The sequence below is a fragment of the Tardiphaga sp. 172_B4_N1_3 genome, assembly GCF_052076035.1.
In the GTDB taxonomy this organism is placed as follows: domain Bacteria; phylum Pseudomonadota; class Alphaproteobacteria; order Rhizobiales; family Xanthobacteraceae; genus Tardiphaga; species Tardiphaga robiniae.
Genome location: NZ_CP197238.1, coordinates 1,279,987 through 1,305,513 on the forward strand (window position 1 = coordinate 1,279,987; position 25,527 = coordinate 1,305,513).

A 25,527-nucleotide genomic window follows, 5' to 3' on the forward strand; every position below is an offset into this window, starting at 1 on the left:
GGCGGCTTCGCCGGATCGTGTGACCTTGACTGAGCCTGTGAAGAACCAAGTTGCGGTGATCGGTGCCGGCCCTGCCGGGCTGATGGCGGCCGAGGTTCTGAGTCGTGGCGGCGCTGCCGTCACGGTCTATGACGCGATGCCATCGGCTGGTCGCAAGTTTCTGATGGCCGGACGCGGCGGACTCAATCTCACTCATAGTGAGCCGCTGCCGGAATTCCTCAAACGCTATGGCGCGGCGGAGGCGCAGCTTGCGCCGTCGATCTCGGCTTTCACGCCGACCGCGCTACGCGACTGGAGCGAGGCGCTGGGGCAGCCGACCTTTGTCGGCTCCAGCGGCCGGGTGTTTCCGCAGGCCTTCAAGGCATCGCCATTGCTGCGCGCGTGGCTGCGGCGGCTGGACGAGAGCGGCGTGCGGTTTGCCTTTCGTCACCGCTGGACAGGATGGGACGGCGATGGGCGTTTGATATTCCAAACGCCGGACGGCTCGAGGGCGATCGCCTGCAAGAGCGCGGTTCTTGCGCTCGGCGGTGCAAGCTGGCCTCGGCTTGGCTCGGACGGCGCATGGGCCGGTGTGCTGGCTGCGAAGGGCGTGAGTATCGCACCGCTGCGCCCGGCTAATTCCGGTTTTACGGTCGCGTGGTCGGAGATCTTCAAGGACCGTTTCGAAGGTCAGCCGCTGAAGGGTGTTGCGCTGTCGTTCGGTGCACACAGCGTGCGCGGCGAGGCGATGGTCACGCGTGGCGGTATCGAAGGCGGTGGCATTTATGCGCTGTCGTCTCTGTTGCGCGAAGCGGTCATCGCGGACGGCAAGGCGACGCTGCGCGTTGCTCTTAGACCGGACCTCGATGCGAAGGAGCTGACCACGAAGCTGGCAGCATCGCGTGGCAAGCAGTCGTTCTCCAATTTCCTGCGCAAGGCGATCCATCTGTCGCCGGTGGCCATTGGGCTGCTGCAGGAAATCGCTGTCCCAGAGGGCATTCAACTGGCGTCATTGCCGCCGGAGAAGTTGGCTGCCTTGATCAACGCCGTGCCGGTGACGCTCAATGGCGTCGCGCCGATCGCGCGTGCTATTTCGACGGCGGGTGGCGTCTCGTTCGATGAGATCGATGACGCCTTCATGCTGAAGCGTATGCCGGGCACATTCGTCGCCGGCGAGATGCTCGATTGGGAAGCGCCGACCGGCGGTTACCTGCTGCAGGCGTCGTTTGCGACAGGCGCTGCAGCGGGCGAGGGCGTTTTGAGGTGGCTGGCTTTTTCGCCCCGATAGAACGCCGACCTCATGGTGAGGAGCGCGCTCTTGCGCGCGTCTCGAACCATGAATGTGTGTCCATCCTTCGAGACGGCGCCAAGCGGCGCCTCCTTAGGATGAGGTCCCGAGTGTAAGCGCTGTCGCGTCAGCGCAGCTTCCCACGCGCGGCCACCGGCAGCGTGCCGATAATCTCGTCACCGCGCACCATCACCACTTCATCGAACATGTTGACGACAACACAGACGTGGTTCGGCACGATGCGGACGACGTCGCCGACATTGGGACGGGTGTTGCTGCGGCCGAGATCGAGGAAGCCGTGTTCCTCGGCGAAGCGGGCGATCTTGGCTTCGGGATGTTCGAGGATCAGGCCGTAGCCGTCGAGACCGCCGGTGTCGGGCGTCAGCGTCTTGGACCCGGCATCGAGGATGCCGCGTTCCGGGCCGGCGCGGCTGACCACGGTCGAATAGACATTCAGCGCGCAATCGTCCCAGGTGGCCGAACCAGCCGCGACCTGCATGCGGTCGTTGTAGATATAGGTGCCGAAGCGATGTTCGGTGGCGCCCTTGAGCTTGCCGACATTCGTCAGGTTTGGCGTGCCGCCGGTCGAGACGATCGTGGGCTCCAGACCGAGTGCGCGAACGCCGGCCAGCGCTTCGTCGTAGAATTTCTGTGCGTCGGGCCAGCCGGTCTCGGTTGGGTACAGCATGAAGCCGGCGAAGGTCAGACCCTTCGAGGCGGCGATCTCCTTGGCGAGTGCAATCGCCTCCGCGGGCGTCTCGACGCCGGCGCGCTTGCGGCCGGTGTCGCATTCGACGACGACGTTGAGGTTGCGACCCGAAATCGCGGCGGCTTTCGGCAGGTCGCCGATGACGACCGAATTGTCGGCGGCCACGGTGACGTTTGCCTTGGCCTGCAGCGCGCCAAGCCGTGCCATCTTCTCGTCGCCGAGCAGGTTGTAGCTGATCAGGATGTCGTCGATCCCGGCATCGGCCATGATCTCGGCTTCGCCGAGCTTCTGGCAGGTGATGCCCTTGGCACCGGCTTCGATCTGCATCTTCGCGATGACCGGACTCTTGTGCGTCTTGATATGCGGCCGGTTGGCGATGCCGGCATCATCGCAAACCTTCTGGATGCGCGCGATATTGCGCTCGACGCGATCCATGTCGATGACGAGGGCAGGTGTGCCGTAGTCGCGGGAGATTTTGGCGGCGAGTGTGGTGGTCATTGTGTCGTCTCCGGCATTTCCACCGTCATTGCGAGGAGCGAAGCGACGACGCAATCCAGTCTTCGCTTGTTGCCTCTGGATTGCTTCGCTTCGCTCGCAATGACGACTGACAATTACGCGTTCTCGATTTCTTCGCGGAGCATTTCCAGCTCCAGCCATTGCTCTTCCGAATCCTGCAATTCCTTCTGCGCCTTTGAGAGCGCAGCGGTCGCGGTGTCGAACTTCTTGCGATCCTTCTTGTAGAGGTTGGGATCGTCGAGATGGCGCTGCTGCTTGGCGATTTCGGAGCGCAGGTTGTCCATCGCCTTCGGCAGGGTTTCCAGCGCGTGCTTGTCCTTGAAGTTCAGCTTGCGCTTCGCAGCAGGCTTGGACGAGTCCGACTTGCTGCCGTTGCTCTTGGCCGCCACGGCTTCGGTCTTGGCCTCGCGCTTCAGGTCGGCGCCGCGCTGCGCCAGCATGTCGGTATAGCCGCCGGCATATTCCATCCACTTGCCGTTGCCTTCCGGCACGATCACCGAGGTGACGACGCGATCGAGGAAGTCGCGGTCATGGCTGATCAGGATGACGGTGCCTTCGTAATCACCGAGCATTTCCTCGAGCACGTCGAGGGTTTCGAGATCGAGGTCGTTGGTCGGTTCGTCCAGCACCAGCACGTTGGATGGTTTGGCCAATGCGCGGGCCAGCATCAGCCGGCCGCGTTCACCGCCGGAGAGCACTTCGAGGGGCGTGCGCATCTGCTCCTGCGAGAACAGGAAGTCCTTCATGTAGCTGACCACATGCTTGGGCTGGCCGTTGACCATCACGTGGTCGCCGCGGCCGCCGGTGAGGGCTTCCGCCAGCGTGGTCTTCGGGTTGAGGCTTTCGCGATGCTGGTCCAGCGTCGCCATTTCGATATTGGCGCCGAACCGGATGGTGCCTGAATCCGGCGGCTCGGTGCCGGTCAGCATATTGATCATCGTGGTCTTGCCCGCACCGTTCGGACCGACCACACCAATGCGATCGCCACGCTGCACGCGGATCGAGAAATCGTCGACGATCTTGCGGTCACCATAGGTGCGGCAGATGTTCTTCGCTTCGAAGATCAGCTTGCCGGACTTTTCCGCCTCGGCAGCAGCGAGCGTCGCGTTGCCCGCGGCGCCGCGATAGTCCTGGCGCTGCGCGCGCAGTTCATGCAGGCCGGCGAGGCGCTTGACGTTGCGCTTGCGGCGGCCGGAGACGCCATGACGCAGCCAATGTTCTTCATTGACGATCTTGCGGTCGAGCTTGTGCTGGTCGCGCTCTTCTTCCGCGAGCACGTCATCACGCCACTGTTCGAAGGCCGAGAAGCCGCGATCGATCTGGCGGATCTGGCCGCGATCGAGCCAGGCGGTGGCGCGCGACAGATTGGTGAGAAAGCGGCGGTCATGGCTGATCAGCACCAGCGCGCAGCGCCGGCTGGCCAGTTCGCCTTCGAGCCATTCGATCGTCGTGAGATCGAGATGGTTGGTGGGCTCGTCGAGCAGCAGGATATCCGGCTCGGGCGCCAGCACGCGGGCCAGCGCCGTGCGGCGCGCTTCGCCGCCGGAGAGGTTGTTTGGATCCTCGTGGCCGGTGAGGCCGAGCTGTTCGAGCAGATACTGCGCCTGATAGATGTTGTGGCCGTCGCCCATGCCGGCCTCGACATAAGCGAGCGTCGTCGCATAGCCGGAGAAGTCCGGCTCCTGCGGCAGATACTGGACGGTGGCACCGGGCTGCACGAAGCGGCTGCCTTTGTCGTTTTCAACGATCCCCGCCACGATCTTGAGGAGCGTCGACTTGCCGGAGCCGTTGCGGCCGATCAGGCAGACGCGCTCGCCCTGCGACACCGACAGTTCGACGCCGTTGAGCAGCGGCGTGCCGCCGAAGGTCAGGAAGATGTCTTTCAGCTGGATAAGCGGAGGAGCCATAAGGTCAGGTCAACTTTGTTTCGGCGCGGGCGCAAAGGCCGGGTCGCGCTGGATGCGGCGGATGGTTTGATCCAAGGCCGACAGGAACGCCGAGCGATCGCGCGGCGCGAATGATTTGGGACCACCGGTGATTTCGCCTGACGACCGCAAATCGGTCATCAGGTTGCGTACTGCGAGCGTCATCCCGATGGATTGTTCTGTGAACGGCTTGCCGTTAGGGGCAATTACCGCGGCGCCCGCCTTGACGCAGCGGCTGGCCAGCGGAACGTCTGCCGTGATCACGATATCGCCCTTCTGGGCGCGTTCCGCAATCCAGTCATCGGCCGCATCCATGCCCGAACCTGCGGCAATCCGCTCGATCAGGGGATCGTCAGGCACTCGGATGAAGTTTCCGGCGACCACGCTGACGGGCAGGCTGAAGCGGGCGGCGACGCGGTAAATCTCGTCTTTGACCGGGCAGGCGTCGGCGTCGATATAGATGCGTGTGGTCAAGGGAGCACAAGTTCCACGAAAAGGCAGTCATTTGCGGGTGGGCGATGTGGCGCTGACGCGGGACAGTTCCCCGCCCGTCGCCTTGCCTCGAACATGGTGACGGGTATCATCTCCTGCCAAGGCGAACACTCAATTTCGCGCAGTTTTCGGGAGGAATCATGACCAAACGGCTCGAACCGTACCGTGTTGAGGCGTTTAACACCGCCAAACAGTCCGAAAACAAGATGCATGACGATTCTGTCGCCCGGAAATTCGGTTTCAGCGGCGGGTTGGTGCCTGGCGTCGACGTGCTGGCCTATATGATCCATCCGCCGGTGCAGCACTGGGGACGGGATTTTCTGGAGCGTGGCCTGATCGAGGCCCGTTTCACCAAGCCGGTCTATGACGGCGAGACAGTCGAGGTAATCGCCGAGGAAGCCGGCGAGGGGCTCGCGCTGAGCGTTGAGGGCGGCGGCGAGATTCGTGCGGCCGGGACCGCATCGCTGACGGCCTTCCCGGTGGTGCCATCGCTGGATGAATTCCCGGATACGGCGGCTGTGTCGAAGCGGCTGCCGGTGGATGCCAATTCCTACGCGTTGGACAAGTGGCTCGGGACCGCGCCGCGGGTCTGGCCGGAGGATGGACTTGCCGAATATCTGGGTGAGGTGCGCGAGGCCGACGATCGGTATTTGCGCGAGGGCATCGTGCATCCCGGCGTGCTGCAGCGGATCATGAACAAGGTGCTGGTGGACAATGTGCTGCTCGGGCCGTGGATTCACGTTGGCAGCAGGATGCAGTTGTTGGCGACCGCGAATACCGATGATGAACTGATCGCGCGGGCGAAGGTGACCGCCAATTACGAGAAGAAGGGGCATCGGTTCGTCGAACTCGATGCGATTATCGTGGCCAATGGCACGACACCCGTGGCGCATTGCCAGCATATCGCGATCACTCAGCCGCGTGAGGTCGTGGCGGCATGATGTTGTAGAGCAGCGGCGCTCTTCCTTTTCCCTCCCCGAGCGTAGCGAGCGGGGAGGGTGGCGCGTTTAAGAGCGGAGCGAACAAACGTGACGGGTGGGGTCGCGCAACAGGCGCCGCTCTCACGTGGGGAGAGACCCCACCCCGGCCTATCGGCCGACCCTCCCCGCAAGGGGGAGGGATTCTTTGGCGGCCAGAGCGCCATCGCAGATTCAACTGTCAAACAGCCACTGCTCTTCAGACATGCGTCATCGCCCCCATTGTTTGCGGCGCGGGGGCGCCGTCGTCTCTTGCATTCCCGCCCTCTTGTGAGAGGGCGTGCGGAACGCCGGGTGCCCGTTGCACCCTTGGGCCTGATGCGAATGCGGTCTTCCGCAATTTAGAGTGCATCAGGACTTTCGGAGGCGCCGAGCGATTGCCCGGCGTTCCGCCTGCGGTGTTTTTTCGGTTGCCTGCACATCTGCCATGGCGAACGGTCCCATCACCAAAATTAATGTCCCAGGGCGGAGGGACAGGGTAGCCGCAAAGCACTTGGCCGAACGCGTTTCGATTTGGTCGTCCGTCACACTGTCCAGGGCTCTGTCCATCTCAAGGTCGGCCGTGTCCTTGCCAGTGGCAGTGCTGGCGCAAATCCGTCCTGCCCGAAGACAGACGTCACCCATGAACCGCGTGACGCCGCATCTCCGGCGTCCACCGCATCCCACCCCGCGAACGTGACGATCGCGATCGCCCCTCTCGATGGGGCAGGACGAAGGGGAATATAAACCTGATAGGGATGTTGTCAACGGGAGATAGGAAAAAATGTCTTGGCGCTGTCTTCCCGCCCCACACTGTCATTCCCCGGCAAACCGATTGGTTTGCCTGAGGGCGCGGGCGCACCTTCGCGCACGCGAACCCGGCATCTCGACATGGGAGTCTCCGACAGCGCAAAACACTTCGAGATTCCGGGCTCAGTCCGGCCCGCTGCGCGGTCCGTCCTGCCCCGGAATGACAGCTTGGGCGGTACGTTGTCGCCCGCTGCTGTCGGATGGGCTATGTCAGAGCGAGATGATGAAGAGGCAACCATGATGACGGATGTTTTTCGGCTGGATCGCTATCTCGCGCGGATCGGCTTTGACGGATCGGTTGCGCCGGATCTGGCGACACTGACAACCATTCATGTCGCTCACATCAATGCGCTGCCTTTCGAGGGTCTCAATCCGTTTCTTCATCTGCCGGTCAAACTGGACATGGCGTCATTGCAGCAGAAACTCATCGATGGCCGACGCGGTGGCTATTGCTATGAGCTGAACGCGATGCTGCGGGCCGCGCTCGAGACGATCGGCTTCAAGGTCACTGGCCTCGGCGCCCGCGTGCGCTGGAATGCGCCGCCGGACAGTCCACTTGGCCCCAGAACGCATATGCTCCTGAAGGTCGATCTTCCGGATGGACCCTATCTCGCCGATACCGGCTTTGGCGCCTGCGTACTCGATGCACCCCTGCGGCTCCTCGCGGGTATCGATCAGCAAACGGCGATGGGGACCTATCGGCTGACCGAGGCCGATGGCCTGTTGTCGCTGAGCGCGAAGCGGGCGGACGGCTGGCGGACGATGTACGTGTTCGATCTCACACCGCAACTGCCGTCGGATTACGAGCTCGGCAACTGGTACACATCGACCAGTCCCTTCGTGCCCTTCACCTCGACGCTGGTGATGGAGCGCGTCAGCAACGGCCGGCGTCATAAACTGGTCAATCGCCACCTGACGACCGAGGGACGTGACGGCGAACCGGTGTCTGAACGCGTGCTCGGCAGCGCTGCGGAGTTGCAGCAGGTTCTCGACGAGACCTTTGGCGTCACGCCGCCGGCATCCGCCGACGAGATATTCGCGGTTATCAGCGCAAATGCGGAGCGCCGTTGACTGCTGCGTAATCTCTCCATTTCGACCCGATTGCAGCGAATGACGCCTTCGGCTAATTCGCCCCCGGGATCATCACGAGGAACGTCAAATGTCGCTGTCATCCGCCAAGAACTACGCGCTGCGTGCCGCCAAGTCGCAGGACCAGAAGGAGGCCACCGAGCTTTTGTCCAAGGCGATCATGGAATTGACACTGGCGATCGAGGCGCAGGACGCCAAGATCAAGAAGATGAACAAGGGCGGGTAGGATCGGGCGAGCCGCACAACAGTGAGAAAGTGGATCGCTCCCGTCGCCGTCATTGCAGCGCTGGTTGTCGGCGGAGCTTTCTTTCGTGATGACATTCTTGAATATTCCGGAATTGCTTGCGCCACGACGATCAAGCGCGCGGTGCCGTCCCCGGAAGCGACTAGGACTGCCGTGATTTTCGAGCGCGAATGCGGTGCAACAACGCCGTTCAACACGCAGGTCAGTCTGGTGCCTAAAGGGCAGAGTTTCTCGCCGAGGCGTTATCCGTCGTTTCTGTCTATCGGCGGACAGCACGCGCTGGCGATCCGGTGGATCGGAGAAAGAGCGCTCGAAGTCGATCTTCCGAAGACCGATCGGGTTTTTCGGAACGAAACGACGGTCGATGACGTGTCTGTTGCTTATCTATCGGCCGGCCGCGGCCCGAATTGAACCTATTGCCCAGCCGCACGTTCAGTATTCCCCACATAAGAGGATACGACATGAGCGCGCTCAGCAAGATCAAGGAACATATGGAAGTCATCGGCGCCGACGGCGTTCATGTCGGCACGGTCGACAAGGTCGAGGGCAACCGCATCAAGCTGACCAAGAAGGACAGCGGCGAGGGCAGCCACAAGGGTCATCATCACTTTATCGATGGCGGTCTGGTCGCCGAGGTTGAGGGCGACAAGGTGCGGCTCTCGGCTAATGGCGACGTCGCCTTTGCCATGGAAGAAGAGAAGTAACGGCGCTAGCAGCTAAAACTCGTCGTGCCCGGGCTTGTCCCGGGCATCCACGCCTTCTCACTCGCTACCAAGACGTGGATGCCCGGGACAAGCCCGGGCATGACGGAATTTGTAGAAGGTGTTTGTGGAGACGAAGCGAGCTGAATTCACTTCACCTCCATCTGCAGGCCTTCCTTGTCGATGATGGTCTTGAACTTGGCCGTCTCGGCCTCGACGAAGGTCTGGAATTGCTGAGGTGTGCCGTAGTCCGACACGGCGCCCATGGCTGCGATGGTCTTCTTGGTCGCGTCGGTGCCGAGCAGAACCTTGATCTGCTCATTGAGCGAGGTCACGGCTTCGGTCGGTGTGCTCTTCGGATAGAACACGCCGAACCATGACGCGACGTCGAACTTCTCCAGCTCGGGCGCGGTCTCGCGCATCGCCGGGACGTTCGGCGCCTGCGCGTTGCGCTGCTGCGTGGTGACGGCAAGGCCGGTGAGCTTGCCATCGAGCACCTGCGGCAGTGACGGATAGAGATTGTCGAACAGGATCTGGATGTCGCCGGCGAGGGCCGCCTGCAGCGCAGGGCCCGCACCGCGGAACGGCACGTGCTGCATCTTCAATCCGGTGAGCTGCAGCCACCATGCGCCGGTGAGATGCGGGCTCTGGCCGACGCCCGACGAGCCATAGTTCAGCTTGTCCGGATTGGCCTTGATATAGGCGATCAGCTCCGGGATCGTCTTGATCGGCACGCTCGGATGCGCGCAGACGATGTTCGGAATCTTGATCATGTTGGAGACCGCCTGCAACTGATCGCTCTTGTAGGTCAGGTTCTTGAAGATGCTGTAGGCGATGGCGTTGGGGCCGGGATTGCCGACCAGGATGGTGTGGCCATCGCCCTTGAGGCGTGCGACTTCGGCGGTGCCGATGGTGCCGCCGCCGCCCGAGCGATTTTCCACCACCACCGACTGGCCCCAGACCGGCTGCAGATGCGCAGCGAGCATACGGCCCATCACGTCGGTGGAGCCGCCGGCTGCGGCGGGCACGATGACGCGGACGGTTTCGGTGGGCTTCCATTCGCCGGCGCCGAGACTCGCGCGCGGCAGGATCGCGGCGCTGGTGATCGCGGCGGCGCCGGTGAGTACACGGCGACGGGTAACCAGATTGGTCATAGCTTCTTCCCTCGATGGTGTCGTTTTGGTTTTTGATCTTGCTGAAATCGTAGTGAGGCAGATGGTGGCGGGCAAGCCGACCTTGGCCACAGCGTAAAGAAAAGCCCCGCAGCGTGTGCTGCGGGGCTTTTGCAATTCAGCGATTTGATAGTTCCGCCTAGCGGAAGCTGATCAGCTTGAACAGCGGCGTGAGATAGCTCATCTCCTGGCCGGAGGTCGGCGTGGTGCGGCTGATGAAGTCGAAGATCTTGCCGTCCTGCAGGCCGTAATTGGCGAGCCGGATCACTTTGCGGTTCTTGTCGAAATAGATCGCGATGACGCGCTGGTCGGTGACCTTCTGCGGCATGAACGCCACGGCGCGTTCGGCGCGCTGCGAGATGTAATAGAACACTTCGCCCGATAGCGTGGCGACGGTGGAGGGCGTGCCCATCACGATCAGGACCTGATCCTGGCTGGCGCCGATCGGGATCTGCTCCAGCGCACCGGGGGGCAGGATGTAGCCCTTCTGGAATTGCTCGGCGCAGGCGCCCAGCGTGACGCAGAGGGCCGCGACCGCGAGTACGGCGCGCATGCCGCGCCAGCCACGTGTCAGCCGCGCCTTCGCGCTGATGGAGGTCGAAATTGTCATAGCGGAGGGGGTCCCATCCTCTTGATTCTCGGGAAGGCCTTGCTTCCGAAAGACTTGCATCCCGGAAGGCGTTGACGTACCGGGCAGAACCTCTGAATGCAACATGCGCGTGCCCGAGGGGCCCGCCTGAGGAACCCAAGATGGTCTGGCCGTTCAGTCACTTCAGAAAGCCCCCGGCGCCGTTGCGCGGCACCATTGAAGCCATCTATGGCATGATCGTGGCGCAGGCGCGAGAACCCTTGTTTTATCGGGACTTGGGAGCACCGGATACGGTAAACGGGCGTTTCGATATGTTGCTGCTTCACATGTGGCTGGTGCTGCGCCGGATGAGTCCCAAGGATGAGTTGTCGCAGGGACTTTTCGACAGGTTCTGCGGCGATATGGACGATAACCTGCGCGAACTCGGCACCAGCGACATGAAGGTGCCGAAGAAAATGCGGGAGTTCGGCGATGCGTTTTACGGCCGGACAGGCGCCTATGACGCAGCGCTTGGCGCGGGCAGGGAGCCTCTGGCGGCGGCGCTGTCGAAGAATATCTATTATGGCATGGACATCGAGAACGCCCGGCGTCTCGCTGTTTATGTCGAAGCGGCGAATGCCCGTCTGGGCACGCTGGATGCAACGACACTGACATCAGGCGCGTGGCATTTCCCGTCGCCTGCGGAGACCTTGGTAACGACATGAACAAACCCGACCGCACCGTGGATCTCACGCCGCCCTGGAGCGTGCCCATCGCCGTGATCCAGATCCCGGAAACGGGGCTGGCGCGCGACATCGAGGCCACGCCCGAGGAGCGCAAGCGGATCGCCGAACTCGGCGGCCTCGTCAGCGTGGGCGCCGTGAAAGGCGAACTCCTGCTGAGCCCCGTGAAGGGCGGTACGGTGCATGTGACCGGTCGTATCTGGGGCAAGGTCGAGCAGACCTGCGTGGTGACGCTGGACCCGCTGGCTGCCGATTTCGAGGAAGAGATCGACGTGATTTTCGCGCCGCCATCGCAGATTCGCGAACTCGCCGAATCGGTGGACGAGGACGTCGAGAGCGACGAGGAGACCCCGGATCCGCCGGAGCCGATCGAAAACGGCTTCATCGATCTCGGCAAACTGGCGACCGACGCGCTGTTTCTGGGGCTGGACCCGTATCCCCGTAAGCCGGATGCCGTGTTCGAGCCGGTGGTCGAGGTTCCGGACCCGGAAGAGCACCCGTTTGCGGCCTTGAAAGCGCTGAAAACCGCCCCTGAGACGCCCAAATCCAAAAAGCCCGGGAAGGGCTGAGACCGGGGTCCGATTCCAAGCCCCGTGCGGCTGGCGGGACAAAAGCGCCCGGTCAAGATGTTGTATCGGGTCACGGAAACGCTATTGTCCCCGGCCGAAATCGGGTTAATGCCATAACTTCGCCGTCTGCTGCCAAATGCGGCAGACTTCGTCCGCGGCCACGAGCGTCACAGGCCGCAAGAGACAGGTTTCCGGAACGTCCATGCCGAAAAAGGTTCGCATCGCGCTAGACGCCATGGGTGGCGACATCGGCGCATCGGTGGTCATTCCCGGCGCCGCGATTTCGTTGACCCGGCATCCCGACAGCGAGTTCCTGCTGTTCGGTGACAGCGCGCTGATCGAGAAAGAACTCGCCAATCATCCGGCACTGAAGGCCGTATCTAAGGTGATCCATACCGACGTTGCCGTCAGCATGCATGACAAGCCGAGCCAGGCGCTGCGCCGTGGCCGCAAGGTCTCGTCGATGTGGCTGGCGATCGAGGCGGTGAAGAAGGGCGAGGCCGATGTCGCGATCTCCGCCGGCAATACTGGCGCGCTGATGGCGATGGCGCGCTTTTGCCTGCGCATGCTCGACGGTATCGAGCGTCCCGGCCTGGCCGCGATCTGGCCGACCACGCGGGGCGATTCCGTCGTGCTCGATCTCGGCGCCACCATCGGCGGCGACGCCAACCACCTGAAGACTCTCGCTGTCATGGGCAGCGCCATGGCCAGCGCGCTGTTCGATCTGGCCCGGCCGACGGTCGGCCTGCTCAATATCGGCGTCGAGGAAATCAAGGGCGGCGACGAAATCCGCGATGCCGCCGAACTGCTGCGCACCGCCAATCTGCCGCAGCTCGAATTCATCGGTTTCGTCGAGGGCGACGGCATCGGCCGCGGCGATGCCGACGTGATCGTCACCGAAGGTTTCAGCGGCAATATCGCGCTCAAGGCGGCCGAGGGCACCGCGCGCCAGTTCGCCGAATATCTGCGCAATGCCATGGCGCGTACCTGGCGCTCGCGCATTGGCTACCTGTTCGCCAAGAACGCCTTCAAGGCGGTGCGCGACAAGGTCGATCCGAACAAGTCCAACGGCGCGGTGTTTCTCGGCCTGCGCGGCATCGTGGTGAAGAGCCACGGTGGCACCAATGCCGACGGTTTCGCCTACGCGGTGGATGTCGGTTACGACATGGTCCGCTACGACCTTCTCACCAAGATCAATCAAATGCTCAACCGCGACGGCCAAGCGCTCCCTGCGAGCCCGGCTGCGCAGGAGGCTGTCTCGTGACTGCGATACGTTCGGTCGTGCTCGGCTGCGGCTCTTACCTGCCGGAGCGGATCCTGACCAATGCCGAACTGGCATCCAAGGTTGACACATCGGACGAGTGGATCGTCCAGCGCACCGGTATCAAGCAGCGCCACATCGCTGCTGACGGCGAGTTCACCTCGCATCTGGCGATCAAGGCCGCGCAGGCGGCGCTGGCCAATGCCGGCGTCGACGCGCAGTCCATCGACCTGATCGTGCTGGCAACCTCGACTCCGGACAATACGTTCCCGGCGACAGCCGTTGCGGTGCAGAACGCGCTCGGCATTACCCATGGCGCGGCCTTCGACCTGCAGGCGGTGTGTTCCGGCTTCATCTTTGGGCTGACGACCGCCGACAGCCTGCTGCGCACCGGCGCCGGCAAGCGTGCGCTGGTGATCGGCGCGGAGACGTTCTCGCGCATTCTCGACTGGACCGATCGCGGAACCTGCGTGCTGTTCGGTGATGGTGCCGGTGCGGTGGTGCTGGAAGCACAGACCCAGCCCGGCGCAGCCAGCGATCGCGGCGTGCTGACCACGCATCTGCGCTCGGATGGCCGGCACAAGGAAAAGCTGTTCGTCGATGGCGGCCCGTCCTCGACGCAGACAGTGGGTTACCTGCGCATGGAAGGCCGCGAGGTTTTCAAACATGCGGTGGGTATGATCACCGACGTGATCGTCGATGCATTCAAAGCTACCGGCGCCAGCGCCGAAACCATCGACTGGTTCGTGCCGCATCAGGCCAACAAGCGCATTATCGATGCGTCGGCGCATAAACTGCATATTGCACCGCAAAAGGTCGTGCTGACCGTGGATCTTCACGGCAACACGTCGGCGGCGTCGATTCCGCTCGCATTATCGGTGGCGGTCAACGACGGCCGCATCAAGAAGGGCGACCTCGTCTTGCTCGAAGCCATGGGCGGCGGCTTCACCTGGGGGTCTGCACTCATTCGCTGGTGATGCGCTGGTGATGATGCAGATCGACAACATCTCAAATTGTCATGATTTTCCATGCCTTTGCATCGATGGTGACTGTTGACCGGAGCGCGTTAACCTCCTAATTTCTGACGCGAATTTGGTTCGCCGAGAGTAGTTGGGGCAGGCGATGACGGGCACGGGAAAAACAGTCACACGCGTTGATCTGTGCGAAGCGGTCTACCAAAAGGTAGGTCTCTCGCGCACGGAGTCGTCCGCGTTTGTTGAACTGGTTTTGAAAGAAATTACGGATTGTCTGGAGAAGGGCGAGACAGTGAAGCTGTCGTCGTTCGGCTCCTTCATGGTGCGCAAAAAAGGCGAGCGCATCGGCCGCAATCCGAAGACCGGCACAGAAGTACCGATCTCGCCGCGGCGGGTGATGGTATTCAAGCCGTCGGCGATCCTGAAACAGCGGATCAATGGCGACAGTACCGCAGTTGGCAACGGTAAAGATCACGACGAGTAGCTAGAGACACACGCTTAAATAAAGACTTGGCGAACCACAGGGATCCTGCACTTGGACAAAGCGCCGGATGCGTTTCGAACCATAAGCGAGGTCGCTGACGATCTCGATATACCGCAGCATGTTCTGCGGTTCTGGGAAACGCGGTTCACTCAAATCAAACCGATGAAGCGATCCGGCGGCCGGCGATATTATCGTCCGGACGATGTCGATCTGCTGCGCGGCATCCGCCGGTTGCTCTACGGCGAAGGTTATACCATCCGCGGTGTGCAACGAATTCTGAAAGAGAACGGCATCAAGTCGGTGCAGGGGCTGGTCGACGGCCACGCTGCGCCGAGCTTTGCGCCGACCTCTGCCGCCATCGCGCCGCGCGTCCAGGCGAAGCGTCCCGTGATCGAAGAGGATCACGAGGAAGAAGAGGCCGAGGACGAGGCTGAACGCGACGAGGAGATCGAGGAAGAAGCCGAAGACGAAGCTGACGCCGAAGGCACCGAGGACGAGGAAGAAGAGGGCGACGAAGACGACGGCGAAGAGGGTGAGGACGAAGAGGCTGAGGAAGAAGACGAGGAGGAAGCTGCTGCCGCTCCCGTCGCCGCCCGCCGCGAACCTCCTATGACATCGACGTCGCCGCGCGTGGATCCACAGCTGCAGCGGCCGCCGTCGCGGGCAAATCCCGTATTGGCAAATCCTGTTGCGGCGCGACCCGAACCGGTGATGCCGGCTCCGACGCAGAGCGCAAGACCGGCTGCGGTCCCGAGCCCAAGGCCGAACCCGCAGCGCCGGCTCGAGCGCGAACGGCTCGAAGCCGTGCTCGAGGAGCTGCTGGCGGCGCGCCGGGCGCTCGATACGGCGATGAAGGACGGCTAGCCACCGTCCCACAACCAATCCGGTTCAATCCGCTCAGCCTTCTTGCGCCTCGGACGGATCGAAGCTACACGATGCCCCATCGGAGCGTAGCGCAGCCCGGTTAGCGCACTAGTCTGGGAGACTAGGGGTCGGAGGTTCGAATCCTCTCGCTCCGACCATTTTTCCAAATCATTTCAAGACATTAGTAGTCTCGCACGCGAGCGGTGCCGCCTGAATAGGGTGGCCTCGATCAAGCGCCCGCGACGCCAGCCTTACGATTTCGGTTCGACGAAATCACCGTGAATCACGTCGTCTTTCCGTCCGGCGAACCAGAGAAGCCCGACATAGGCCGCTGCACAAATAAGGAAGCCGAGGACAATAATCTCTAACATAATATCTACTCTACGCTGAAAACATTAGACTTCTCCCGGCTCCGGGTTCCGTCAATTGCCCCGGCCGCACTCCTTAATGAATCCTTGCCGTCGTGACCCTTTGGCCACAGATGCCGGTGACCACGAATCCGATGTCGCCTAAGGGCGGCCAGGCGGGTGGCGCCGACATGTCTTTTTTGCGCCAATGGAACTCTTGGTCATCGGGCCGATTATCCTGAAAACAGGAGGCTCGCATGGCAAGTCACTGGCATACCGCAGATGGCCCGTCGGAGATCCGGCATGACGATGATATCGGCTACTACGGTGGCTGGACCATCAGCGGGTTAGCGGTGGTTGCGACCATCACGGCTGTTTGGCTGTTTGGTATCTAGGCCACGCGTAACTGAAGCTCTTGCGACAACGCAGCAGCGATGCGCGTAAGCGCTGGATAATGGTGACGAAAAAAGGCCCGGAGCATTTGCTCCGGGCCTTCGTCAATTCAATCAGCCGCGGTTAGTAGTAGCCGTAGCTGCGATAGTAGCGGGGACCGCCATAGTAGCCGTCGCCGTAACCGTAGCGCGGACCATAGGCATAACGCGGGCCGTAATGGCGCGGACCATAGCCATATCCGTAACCGGGGCCGTAAGCGCCATAGGCACCGGCCGCCAATGCGCCGGCTGCAATGCCGAGTCCGATCGCGGCGCCGCGGCCGCCACGGGCCTCTGCCGGTTTCGATGCGATCGACGCCGCGCCGACGGCAGCGACGGTGGCAAGAATAAGTGCTGTCTTCTTCATGCTGCTTCTCCTTCGTATCGAGAAGTCAACGTGTCGGTGTTTTGAAGGTTCAGTTCCAATTCATGGCATATCGACCACAAATTTTGCCGCGACGGGGGAACGAATAATATCGCGTGATCAGCGAGCGGTGTTGCGCGTTACGCGTTGCAACCGAAAGCGAGATGCGCGTGCAGCGTCGATCATCTCGCAGCTCATGATCCAGAAAAGATCACGGTCCAGAAAAGATAATGGCCCGGAGCGAACTCCGAGCCATCAAACGCAGACGTACATCCGGTCTGCGCTTCCTTGACTCCACAGTGAGTCGAGAAGGTTAATAAATGTCTAACGGTGATGCGTGACGACATGATGACCGATCGCGCTCATCCCGTCGGGCCTTCGACTTCCTTGTGATCCTTGTCAGGCAAGATGCCGCTGCCCGGCGTCTTGGTCTCGTCGGTCAGTTCCGGCTTGTCATGCGGGCCGGCCGGCGGAATTTTCTGATCGGGCTTCGGCTGTTTGTCGATGGCGCGGTTCTTTGCTTGCTGTGTCATGCGAAGAGAACAGCTCAGTTCCTCGCATGTTCCCTTTGATGATGGATGTCCATCGCAAATCACAAGAGAATCGGGCACGGCTCGAACATGCGCGGGTCCTTTGTCGATGTGCTTCATTTCGTGCGGAACCTTCCGGGCGGTAATGGCTTGTCCCGCGATACTTTTAAAGGAAGGAATAAATTGTCATGATCAAGAAACTGGCTTTGCTGGCGGCTGCGGCCGTTCTCTATGTCGCAGCACCTGCAGGCCCCGCGTCTGCGCAGGGCATCAATGTGCAGATCGGCGGCGGTGGTTATCACCATCAGGATCGTGGCTATCATCGCGGCCATGGCTATCGCCAGAGCCGCGCCTATGTGCGCCGCGACTACGGTCACCGCCATCATGGCTGGGATCGCCGCGGTTCGCGCACCAAGACTGTGATCGTTCGCTAACAGCAATCGGTCGTCTTAACGAGGCAGCCTCGCGCAAGCGGGGCTGTTTTCGTTTGTGAGCTTGTCAGACGCTGCCTGGCTGTCCGGATGCCGTACGCAATTGCGCCGTGGCCATGTATTGCTGCGTGGCGACGAACATGCCCCACATGATGCCGAGCATCATCCAGAAGTGGCGCCAGTGGTCGGTGTCGATGATGAAGGCCTCGCCGACCGTGCCGAGATAGGCTGCGAACACCGCGAGATAGGCGCGCTGCCATGGCACGCGCACGAAGATGTAGCGAAAGCCGAGCAAAGCGGTGATGAACACCAGCGCGGGATAGCACACGCCGGAGATCCAGCCGCCGGACATGAAGGCGTTGAGATAAGAGTTGTGGGTGTCTTCCGGAAAGAAGCGCGTGAATTGCAGCGGGCCGATGCCGAATGGCAGATCGAGCGCCATTTGCGCGCCGAGCACATGCCGGCCGAAACGCCCGAAGCGGCCTTCGTCATATTTCTGATCGAACGAGGCGCGCTGCTTGAACATGTCGGCGATGAAGTCGAACTGCAGCAGGATCACGATCACCAGCGCCACGACGGCGACGGCCGCCAGCGCCATGATGACGATGCGCGAGCGCTGTTTGTTGGACTGGCTGGTCAGCACCATCAGCATCAGCATGAAGGCCGAGGTGATCGCCAGCAGGCCCCAGGCGGCGCGGGAGAAGGCGAGCAGGACGGCGAGCGCAATGATTCCGAGTGCAATGGCGCTGCGAAGCGAGCGGCTGAAACCGTCGCTGACGACGCTCTGCAGGCAGAACAGCGCCGGCAGGACCAGAAACGCACCCAGCACGTTGGGATCCTTGAAGGTGCCGGCGGCGCGGCCGTAGAGCGTGAACATCTCCGCGCCGGGGATCAGATGCAGATAGCCCAGGATGCCGGCCAGCGATGCCACCAGTGCGCCGACGATCAGGCCGCGGCGCAACAGATCGATGCGCGTCAGCGTGTCCTCGGACATCACAAGCGCGACGAAGATCGCCATGATGGCCATGTACCAGGAGGTCAGGATCCAGTTCACGATTGGCGCCTTGTCGAGCAGATAGGCCGCGCAGATCGTGTAGCCGAGATTGACCAGGAACAGCATGAGCAGCAGCGGCATGAACACCAGCCGCATGCGCAGGCCCGACGCGAAGAACACCACCATCGCCGTGAGCGTGGCAATCTCGAAGGGGCTCGGCTCGATGAAGACGATGGCGCCGCCAAAGCCCATCGCCCACAGCAGTGCGCGCTGCAGCGTCACCACGGCGGGAGGCGCCGCGGGCGAGGCGATGTAGTGATCGGCAGTCGCGTGAGTGCTCATGGCGGCATCACTCTACGCAGGCAGGGTTGACGAGTGGTGTAAGGCAGAGGCTGAGGCCTGCCTCAATACGCGTTCTCGTTCTTCGTCAGCATTGAAACCGGCGTTTTCAGCATGATGTAGACGTCGAACAGCACTGACCAGTTCTCGATGTAGTAGAGATCGAACTCGACGCGCTTCTGCAGTTTCTCCTCGCTGTCGACTTCGCCGCGCCAGCCATTGACCTGCGCCCAGCCGGTGATGCCGGGCTTGACGCGGTGGCGAGCGAAATAGCCGTCGACGGCCTCGTCCAGCAGCTGGCTCTGCACCCTCTGCTGAACGGCGTGGGGGCGGGGGCCGACCAGCGACAGGTTGTTCTTGAACACCACATTGAACAGCTGCGGCAATTCGTCGATGGAGGATTTGCGGATGAAGCGGCCGACGCGCGTGACGCGCTTGTCGCCCTTTGTCACGACGGTCTTGGCCAGCGGGTCGGCCTGGTCGTGATAGAGCGAGCGGAACTTGAACACGTCGATGCGCTCGTTGTTGAAGCCGAAACGCTTCTGCCGGAACAGCACCGGGCCAGGGCTGTCGAGCTTGATGGCGATCGCCACCAGCGCCATGAAGGGCAGTGCGGCGATCAGGATCAACCCGCCGACGATATGGTCGAACAGCCATTTCATCACCAGATCCCAGTCGGTGATCGGCGCCTCGAACACGTCGAGGGTCGGTACCTTGCCGAGATAGGAGTAGGAGCGCGGGCGGAAGCGCAGCTTGTTGGTATGCGCGGACAGGCGGATATCCACCGGCAGCACCCACAGCTTTTTCAGCATTTCCAGAATGCGCGTCTCGGCCGAGATCGGCAGCGCGAACAGCACGAGATCGACGCGGGTGCGCCGCGCGAATTCGATGATGTCATCGACCTTGCCGAGCTTCGGCGCGCCGGAGATCGTGTCCATCGAGCGCTTGTCGTTGCGGTCGTCGAACACGCCAAGGATCTGGATGTCGGAATCTTCTTGTGCATTGAGGTCTCTGATCAGCGTCTCGCCATTGGAATCGGCGCCGACGATGATGGTACGGCGGTCGAGACGGCCCTGATGCGCCCAGCGCTTGATCAGCGCACGCACGACGGCACGTTCCGCGATCAGGGCGACGAGACCAACGAAGAAGAACGAGGAGAGCCAGACACGCGACACCGCGCCGCCGACCTTGGCGAAGAACGAGACGCCGATGAACAGCAGGAACACGAAGGCCCATGCCGACATCATGCGCGTGAGCTGCTTGATGTGGCCGCGGAACACCTGCACCTGATAGATATCGGCAGACTGGAAACACACCACAGCAGCAGCCGCCATCGCGACGATCGCAGCGAAGTATTCCCATCTGAAGCCAGCTTCTGGCGCGACATAGAGCAGGTTGAGCGCAATGCCGATGATGCTGAGCATCAGGAAATCGACCACGCGTACGACGCCGGTGATGACGACGGGCGAGTAGGCGGCGCGCACCTTCTGATCGGCGACGGCGAGAGCCGCGGGCGTCAGTCTGCGACGACGTTCGAACCGGCGTTCGCCGGGCGCGTCCGTCGCGGCCGCGTCGATCATTGAACGTGCGTTGATCGGGTCCAAGGTGAAATGTCCGTTGTTGCGCTGGCATGCGATGTCGCACGTCAAGCCTACCGCTTTTCGTGAGAATTACCGGACAAATCGGAAGATTTGGTTACAGGTTAAGGAGAGTTAACGTTTCGCAAATGCGCTGCGATAGCCTTCGATGACACCCTCGACCATTGCGTCCTGCGAGAAATGTTCCGCGATGCGCTCACGGAGCAATTGTGCACGGGCGCGCGCAGCGGCGATGTCATCGAGAGCAGTTTTGATCGCCGCGGCCATGGCGTCGACATTGTTCGACTGGAACAGAGCGGAGGTGTGCGATCCGAAGATTTCCGGAATGCCGCCCACATTGGCGGCGATCATCGGAATGCCCGCAGCGGCGGCCTCGATCACGACATAGGGCATCGAGTCGCCGCGCGATGGAACCACCAGCAGGCGTCCTTTCGAAAAGCCGTAACGCGGTTTGACATGGCCGATGAAGTGGACGGCGTCGGTGAGACCGAGGCGCGTTATCTGAGCCTTCAATGCGTTGGTCTCTTCGCCGTCGCCGCCCAGCGTCAAGGTGACGGGCTGGCCGTCGGCACGCAGGCGCGCGACGGCATCGACCAGCAGATCCGCGCCCTTGATGCGGCGGAACTCGCCGACATAGCAGATATCGGTGGCGTCATCGGCGGGCTCGACGGGGTCGAATTCGCCAGATGTTACGCCGTTGAACACGCATTTCACGAGGCCTGACGGTGTGCCGATCATGCGCTGATAGGTGTCGCGGGCGAATGCGCTCTCGAACAGGAACAGTTCGGTGCGGTTCATCAGCGCGCGTTCGAGGCGGCTGTAGAAGGCGCCTTTCGCCGTATTTTGCGGATAATGCAGCGAACCGCCATGCGGCGTGTAGATGCGGATGACGCTGTTCGACTTTGCCTTCAGGCGCACGAAGGCGCCGGCCTTGGCGCCGTGGCCATGCAGCACGTCTGGTTTCAGCCGGCTGACGAGGCGCATGAACTGCATCCAGACCAGAACGTCGCCCGGATGTGGCTCGCGGTGGATCGGCAGGCGATAGGTGCCCAGTTTCAGGCGTGGGGCGATCTCGGCCAGTGCATCGCGGGCGCGGTCGCCGCCGGTCAGACTGTCGGCGACGATGCCGACTTCATGGCCGCGATCGGCCTGGCCGTTGGCGACATCGATGATGTGGCGAAAGATGCCGCCGACCGGCGCGCGGACAGCGTGCAGGATGCGAAGCGGCGTGTCCGAAGGTGCGCTCATGATCAGAATCGGCATTCACTGACGAGGAGGGCGTCGCCGGGAGCTGGGACGCACATCGGAAAAATCCCTGAAGCAATTGAATCCAATAAGAGCCTTCGTCGTTAAAAAACCGTGTGGATTCAGGCTTCCGCTGCAACGTCCCGGTATCAGCCTGCCAATTAACCGCGCGGCAACCTTAATCGTCTTTAATCGATTCCGTTGAGTAGACGCAGTGGCGTTTGGGTGGGGTAGGCGATGCGTTTGGCATTCTGGCGTGCAGGCAAGGGCGATGCGTCGGTCGAACGGGCCATCAAGGCGCCAACCATGCCAAACCCGGTTTCTCGCAAAAATCCGGAGAAGAAAGCAGAGCGCGTGATCGCTGCGCCGGCGCCCGATCTCGGCGACCTCGATCTGCGCGCGCTGTGGCAGGCGCTCATCCGCCGCAAGATGTGGATCCTCGTTCCGACGCTGCTGGCACTTGTCGGCTCGCTCGTCATCGTCAACATGATCACGCCGCGCTTCAAGTCGGAAGCACGCATTCTGATCGACGGGCGTGAAAACGTTTTCCTGCGACCCAGCGGCGAGCGCAACGAAGAGCGTACCTCTCTCGACGCAGAAGCCGTGACCAGCCAGGTGCAGCTGTTGCTGTCGCGCGATCTTGCCCGGGAGATCATCAAGAAGAACAAGCTCGCGGAGCGCCCGGAATTCGATCCGGTGCTGCAGGGCGCGCAGCCATGGCGGTCGTTGCTCGGCCTGATGGGCATTGGCCGCGATCCGTTCTCGATGACGCCCGAAGAGCGCGTGCTCGATGCGTATTACGAGCGCCTGACGGCCTATGCGGTCGACAAGTCGCGCGTCATGGTCGTCGAATTCCAGTCGCGCGATCCTGAACTCGCCGCGCGCGTCGCCAATTCGATTGCCGACGGCTACCTAGTGATGCAGCAGAACGCGCGGCAGAACCAGGCGCGATCGGCCGGGCAATGGCTGTCCGGCGAGATCGATGACCTGCGCAAGAAGGTCGTCGAGGCGGAAGCGCGCGCGGAGGAATTCCGCTCCAAGTCCAGCCTGTTCATCGGCACCAACAATACGTCGCTCTCCAACCAGCAGCTCGGCGAGATCAACAGCCAGCTCAACAATGCGCGCTCGCTGAAGTCCGACGCCGAATCGAAGGCGCGGCTCATCAAGGACATGCTGCAGACCGGCAAGCCGATCGAATTCTCGGAAGTGCTGAATTCCGACCTGATCCGCCGCCTGTCCGAGCAGCGCGTGACGCTGCGTGCGCAGCTCGCCGAACAGTCCTCGACGCTGCTCGACGCGCATCCGCGCATCAAGGAGCTGCGGGCCCAGCTTGGCGATCTCGACAAGCAATTGCGCGACGAAGCCGCGAAACTGTCGCGCATCTTCGAAAACGATGCGCGCATCGCCAGCGGCCGCGTCGATGGCCTCACCAACAATCTCGAACAGCTGAAGCGTCAGGCGACATCCAGCAACGGCCAGGATGTGCAGTTGCGGGCGCTGGAGCGTGAGGCGAGGGCGCAGCGCGATCTGCTCGAATCCTATCTGGCGAAATACCGCGAGGCGTCCACGCGTGAGAATATCGAGGCGGCACCGACCGATGGTCGCATCATCTCTCGGGCCATCGTGTCCAATACGCCGGCCTATCCGAAGAAGCTGCCGATCGTGCTGATCGCAACACTGGCGACGCTGATGCTGACCGCCGGTGGCATCGTGACCAGCGAGCTGCTGCGCATGACCGCGCCGCGCGGCGCTGCGCCGATGGTGCCGGTCGCGCAGGCCCGCGTCACCGAGACGGCGTTCAAGCCGTTCGTGGATCAGGTGCCTGTTGCCGTGCGTGAGCCGGAAACTGTCGTTGCGCCGGGCATCGTGCCCGAGCCGGCTCCCGTTGCCGCGCCGCAACCCGTGGTGCGCGATACCCATCCCGAACTGGCCGCCGGCGTCAGCGAAATCGAACAGCTTGCGCAGGAGTTTCGCGCCGCCGGGAAATCGGCGCGGAAGATCACGATCCTCGGCACCGGCCACAACGACAACATCGCGCTCACCGCGCTGACGCTGTCGCGCATCCTGTCGCGTGACGCGAAAGTCGTTCTGGTCGATCTGGCCTCGTCGTCGCCGACGCTGGAAGCTGTGTCGAACGATCCGCGTGCGCCCGGACTGGCGGAGCTGATGCTGGGCGAGGCGACATTCGGCCAGGTCATCACCAAGGACCGGATGTCGGGCCTGCATATGGTGGCGGCCGGCCGCGCCGGTGCCGATCGCTCGCTGCTGCAGTCGCCGCGCCTGACCATGGCGCTCGATGCGCTGCTGCGCGTCTATGATCACGTGCTGCTGGACGCCGGCACCGCGGCCGATCTCCCGGCGGGACTTCTGACCGATCAGGCCCGTGCCGTGGTGGTGCCGGAAGTGACCATGAGCATGGATGCGCGCCAGCTGATGGCCGAACAGCTCAAGGCCGTGGGCTTCGCCGATGTGAAAATGTTGCGCTCAGCGCCGCCGGCCAACGACCCGGTCGGACCGGGCGGCCGCGTGTTTGCGGCGTAGTCGACGAACCCTCGTCATGGCCCGGGCTTGACGTCGTTTCAATTGCCAATTGAAGGCATTCGTTACCGCTGAAACGCGTGGCGCAGCATTTGCGCCATCTGCAGCAGGGCAGGTGTCTGCTTCACGATCCGCTTGGCATGGGCGAAGGATGACAGGCCCATGGCACCGAGCCTGCCGCGCGTGGTGAGCGGCACGAAACTGTCGAAGATTGGCTCGTCATCCTTGCAGAACATCCGCTTGTAGTCGTCGCCGCCGATGCCGAGATCCAGCGAGGTCACGCCGCGCTCGGCATAGGCGTCGATGATGGTGCGCATCAGGATCAGGCCGGGGCTGTATTTGGCATTCTCCGACATGGTGTAGGTGTTGAACATCATCGAGAAGCGGTTGTCGTCGGCAACGCCTGCGAACATCGCGATCATTTCGTCGTCGCATGCGAGCGCGTGGATATCGATGGTGTAGCCATCCGCCCGCGGCGTCGCGCAGGCCTGGCGGATGAAGGCCTCGACGCCAGGTTCGGCGAACACATTGGGCAGGTTCTGCTCGGCCATGCGCAGCGGCTTGATGGCGAAGAAGGCATCGAGCACGCGTGTGACCTCGGCCTCCGTCCTCGCGTGCATGTAGCGATAGCCGGCAAGATTTCGGTACTTGCCTTCCTTGGTCTTGAGGCGCTTGCGGAACGAATTGCTGATCCGATCTGTCGCGGCTTCGCCGGGCACCATCTTCAGCACCGGACAATCATTGGTCGAGGCCTGGCTCGGCAGCAGCGCGAGCGGATTGTCGATGCCGATCCAGCTTTTGGGCTGACGGACCAGTGCGAGGACGTCGACGGTTTCGCTGTGCTGCTGGATGCCGTGCAGCAGCGCGTTGATATCGGCCTTTGTCGCCTGCGCCGCGAAGTCGCGCCGGAACAGCGGCATGTTGAAGGTGACGTGCTTGCCGCCGAGATAGCCGGCGACGCGCATGCCGTTTTCGCGGCTCACGGCGAGCGGCAACAACATCAGCGGCTGATGTGCGGCGTCATAGGCGATGATGATGAAGGGCTTCAAGCCTTCCTGGACGCCGATATGGGTCTGCCAGGCCGACTGGAAGTCGAAGCGCTGATAGGGCGTGGAAAGCTGTTCGGACGTCTCAAGGCTGCGCCAGACGGCTTCGGCGGCGCTGAAATCGCTGATCACATCGACGCGCGCGATGCGGCTCGCAGTTGCCATCGCCACAGGTGTTTCCATCACAGCAGCCATGGTCATCGCGAGCCTGTTTCAGATTTTGTTTAGATTTTTAGGTTTGGGGCGACCTTTGCAAAGAAATGTCAACAAACAGTAATGACAATAGCCGACTGGCGAGAGGCATGACGCCGCTTGGGGGA

At 62.2% G+C, this 25,527-nt stretch carries 26 protein-coding genes and 1 tRNA gene; 16 read left to right on the top strand and 11 right to left on the bottom strand.

Annotation, left to right across the window (positions count from 1 at the left end; translation table 11 throughout):
• Positions 1-82: 82 nt before the first annotated feature.
• Complete coding sequence (locus AB7783_RS05715; RefSeq protein WP_441279642.1) at positions 83-1,267, top strand: NAD(P)/FAD-dependent oxidoreductase; 1,185 nt, start codon at positions 83-85, stop codon at positions 1,265-1,267.
• A 127-nt stretch (positions 1,268-1,394) separates the two neighbouring features.
• Here AB7783_RS05715 and AB7783_RS05720 read toward each other — a convergent pair whose 3' ends face one another.
• The 3 genes from AB7783_RS05720 to AB7783_RS05730 form a co-directional block, all read right to left on the bottom strand.
• Positions 1,395-2,474, bottom strand: a complete 1,080-nt coding sequence (locus tag AB7783_RS05720; protein ID WP_441277090.1) for a D-TA family PLP-dependent enzyme — start codon at positions 2,472-2,474, stop codon at positions 1,395-1,397.
• A gap of 113 nt (positions 2,475-2,587) precedes the next feature.
• Positions 2,588-4,399 (bottom strand): ABC-F family ATP-binding cassette domain-containing protein, encoded by a 1,812-nt coding sequence (locus tag AB7783_RS05725; protein ID WP_441277091.1) that lies wholly within the window; start codon positions 4,397-4,399, stop codon positions 2,588-2,590.
• Positions 4,400-4,408: 9 nt separating this feature from the next.
• On the bottom strand, positions 4,409-4,891 hold the full coding sequence (locus AB7783_RS05730; RefSeq protein WP_093758808.1) for a YaiI/YqxD family protein: 483 nt from the start codon (positions 4,889-4,891) through the stop codon (positions 4,409-4,411).
• 158 nt (positions 4,892-5,049) lie between these two features.
• On the opposite strand from AB7783_RS05730, the gene AB7783_RS05735 reads away from it, so the two are divergent.
• The 5 genes from AB7783_RS05735 to AB7783_RS05755 all read left to right on the top strand — a co-directional run bounded on the left by AB7783_RS05735 (position 5,050) and on the right by AB7783_RS05755 (position 8,712).
• Entirely contained in the window at positions 5,050-5,850 is an 801-nt protein-coding gene (locus tag AB7783_RS05735; RefSeq protein ID WP_441277092.1) for a hypothetical protein, read from the top strand.
• 1,062 nt (positions 5,851-6,912) lie between these two features.
• Complete coding sequence (locus AB7783_RS05740) at positions 6,913-7,746, top strand: arylamine N-acetyltransferase family protein (RefSeq protein WP_441277093.1); 834 nt, start codon at positions 6,913-6,915, stop codon at positions 7,744-7,746.
• Between the two features lie 88 nt (positions 7,747-7,834).
• Entirely contained in the window at positions 7,835-7,990 is a 156-nt protein-coding gene (locus tag AB7783_RS05745) for a hypothetical protein (RefSeq protein WP_184516099.1), read from the top strand.
• Positions 7,991-8,161: 171 nt separating this feature from the next.
• Entirely contained in the window at positions 8,162-8,419 is a 258-nt protein-coding gene (locus AB7783_RS05750; RefSeq protein WP_231080841.1) for a hypothetical protein, read from the top strand.
• 50 nt (positions 8,420-8,469) lie between these two features.
• The gene (locus tag AB7783_RS05755; protein ID WP_089264607.1) at positions 8,470-8,712 is read left to right on the top strand and encodes a DUF2171 domain-containing protein; all 243 of its coding nucleotides are present in this window, start codon (positions 8,470-8,472) and stop codon (positions 8,710-8,712) included.
• Between the two features lie 146 nt (positions 8,713-8,858).
• Here AB7783_RS05755 and AB7783_RS05760 read toward each other — a convergent pair whose 3' ends face one another.
• Both AB7783_RS05760 and AB7783_RS05765 read right to left on the bottom strand, forming a co-directional pair.
• Positions 8,859-9,863, bottom strand: a complete 1,005-nt coding sequence (locus AB7783_RS05760) for a Bug family tripartite tricarboxylate transporter substrate binding protein (RefSeq protein ID WP_175367122.1) — start codon at positions 9,861-9,863, stop codon at positions 8,859-8,861.
• 157 nt (positions 9,864-10,020) lie between these two features.
• Positions 10,021-10,491, bottom strand: a complete 471-nt coding sequence (locus AB7783_RS05765; protein WP_170849688.1) for an outer membrane protein assembly factor BamE — start codon at positions 10,489-10,491, stop codon at positions 10,021-10,023.
• 140 nt (positions 10,492-10,631) lie between these two features.
• Between AB7783_RS05765 and AB7783_RS05770 the strand changes: the two genes are divergently transcribed.
• The 8 genes from AB7783_RS05770 (at position 10,632) to AB7783_RS05805 (ending at position 16,086) form a co-directional block, all read left to right on the top strand.
• Positions 10,632-11,174, top strand: coding sequence for a ubiquinol-cytochrome C chaperone family protein (locus tag AB7783_RS05770; protein WP_441277094.1), 543 nt, complete (start codon positions 10,632-10,634; stop codon positions 11,172-11,174).
• Entirely contained in the window at positions 11,171-11,761 is a 591-nt protein-coding gene (locus tag AB7783_RS05775) for a YceD family protein (protein WP_093758804.1), read from the top strand. Before AB7783_RS05770 ends, AB7783_RS05775 begins: the two co-directional genes overlap by 4 nt.
• A 202-nt stretch (positions 11,762-11,963) precedes the next feature.
• Positions 11,964-13,025 carry a phosphate acyltransferase PlsX gene (plsX, locus tag AB7783_RS05780; protein ID WP_093759130.1) on the top strand — a complete coding sequence of 354 codons (1,062 nt, stop codon included), beginning with the start codon at positions 11,964-11,966 and terminating at the stop codon, positions 13,023-13,025.
• Positions 13,022-13,999, top strand: a complete 978-nt coding sequence (locus AB7783_RS05785) for a beta-ketoacyl-ACP synthase III (protein ID WP_184516108.1) — start codon at positions 13,022-13,024, stop codon at positions 13,997-13,999. Before plsX ends, AB7783_RS05785 begins: the two co-directional genes overlap by 4 nt.
• Positions 14,000-14,144: 145 nt before the next feature.
• The gene (locus AB7783_RS05790) at positions 14,145-14,480 is read left to right on the top strand and encodes an integration host factor subunit alpha (RefSeq protein WP_120290178.1); all 336 of its coding nucleotides are present in this window, start codon (positions 14,145-14,147) and stop codon (positions 14,478-14,480) included.
• Positions 14,481-14,531: 51 nt separating this feature from the next.
• On the top strand, positions 14,532-15,344 hold the full coding sequence (locus AB7783_RS05795; protein ID WP_441277095.1) for a MerR family transcriptional regulator: 813 nt from the start codon (positions 14,532-14,534) through the stop codon (positions 15,342-15,344).
• A gap of 80 nt (positions 15,345-15,424) precedes the next feature.
• Positions 15,425-15,502: transfer RNA gene (locus AB7783_RS05800), tRNA-Pro, on the top strand.
• Between the two features lie 446 nt (positions 15,503-15,948).
• Positions 15,949-16,086 carry a hypothetical protein gene (locus AB7783_RS05805; protein WP_165826964.1) on the top strand — a complete coding sequence of 46 codons (138 nt, stop codon included), beginning with the start codon at positions 15,949-15,951 and terminating at the stop codon, positions 16,084-16,086.
• Between the two features lie 121 nt (positions 16,087-16,207).
• Here AB7783_RS05805 and AB7783_RS05810 read toward each other — a convergent pair whose 3' ends face one another.
• Both AB7783_RS05810 and AB7783_RS05815 read right to left on the bottom strand, forming a co-directional pair.
• Positions 16,208-16,489, bottom strand: coding sequence for a hypothetical protein (locus tag AB7783_RS05810; RefSeq protein WP_184516113.1), 282 nt, complete (start codon positions 16,487-16,489; stop codon positions 16,208-16,210).
• Between the two features lie 359 nt (positions 16,490-16,848).
• The gene (locus AB7783_RS05815; protein WP_441277096.1) at positions 16,849-17,019 is read right to left on the bottom strand and encodes a hypothetical protein; all 171 of its coding nucleotides are present in this window, start codon (positions 17,017-17,019) and stop codon (positions 16,849-16,851) included.
• Between the two features lie 185 nt (positions 17,020-17,204).
• Here AB7783_RS05815 and AB7783_RS05820 point away from each other — a divergent pair, with 185 nt between their 5' ends.
• The gene (locus AB7783_RS05820) at positions 17,205-17,450 is read left to right on the top strand and encodes a hypothetical protein (protein WP_089264595.1); all 246 of its coding nucleotides are present in this window, start codon (positions 17,205-17,207) and stop codon (positions 17,448-17,450) included.
• Positions 17,451-17,514: 64 nt separating this feature from the next.
• Here the strand turns inward: AB7783_RS05820 and AB7783_RS05825 are convergent, their stop codons facing one another.
• The 3 genes from AB7783_RS05825 to AB7783_RS05835 all read right to left on the bottom strand — a co-directional run bounded on the left by AB7783_RS05825 (position 17,515) and on the right by AB7783_RS05835 (position 21,626).
• A complete protein-coding gene (locus AB7783_RS05825) occupies positions 17,515-18,783 on the bottom strand; it encodes an O-antigen ligase family protein (RefSeq protein ID WP_441277097.1) in 1,269 nt (422 codons plus the stop codon).
• A gap of 62 nt (positions 18,784-18,845) precedes the next feature.
• Positions 18,846-20,384 carry an undecaprenyl-phosphate glucose phosphotransferase gene (locus AB7783_RS05830; RefSeq protein ID WP_068730966.1) on the bottom strand — a complete coding sequence of 513 codons (1,539 nt, stop codon included), beginning with the start codon at positions 20,382-20,384 and terminating at the stop codon, positions 18,846-18,848.
• A gap of 108 nt (positions 20,385-20,492) precedes the next feature.
• Positions 20,493-21,626 carry a glycosyltransferase family 4 protein gene (locus AB7783_RS05835; RefSeq protein ID WP_439063742.1) on the bottom strand — a complete coding sequence of 378 codons (1,134 nt, stop codon included), beginning with the start codon at positions 21,624-21,626 and terminating at the stop codon, positions 20,493-20,495.
• Positions 21,627-21,860: 234 nt separating this feature from the next.
• On the opposite strand from AB7783_RS05835, the gene AB7783_RS05840 reads away from it, so the two are divergent.
• Complete coding sequence (locus AB7783_RS05840; RefSeq protein WP_441277098.1) at positions 21,861-24,164, top strand: GumC family protein; 2,304 nt, start codon at positions 21,861-21,863, stop codon at positions 24,162-24,164.
• Positions 24,165-24,226: 62 nt separating this feature from the next.
• Here AB7783_RS05840 and AB7783_RS05845 read toward each other — a convergent pair whose 3' ends face one another.
• A complete protein-coding gene (locus tag AB7783_RS05845; protein WP_441277099.1) occupies positions 24,227-25,408 on the bottom strand; it encodes a GNAT family N-acetyltransferase in 1,182 nt (393 codons plus the stop codon).
• Positions 25,409-25,527: the final 119 nt, after the last annotated feature.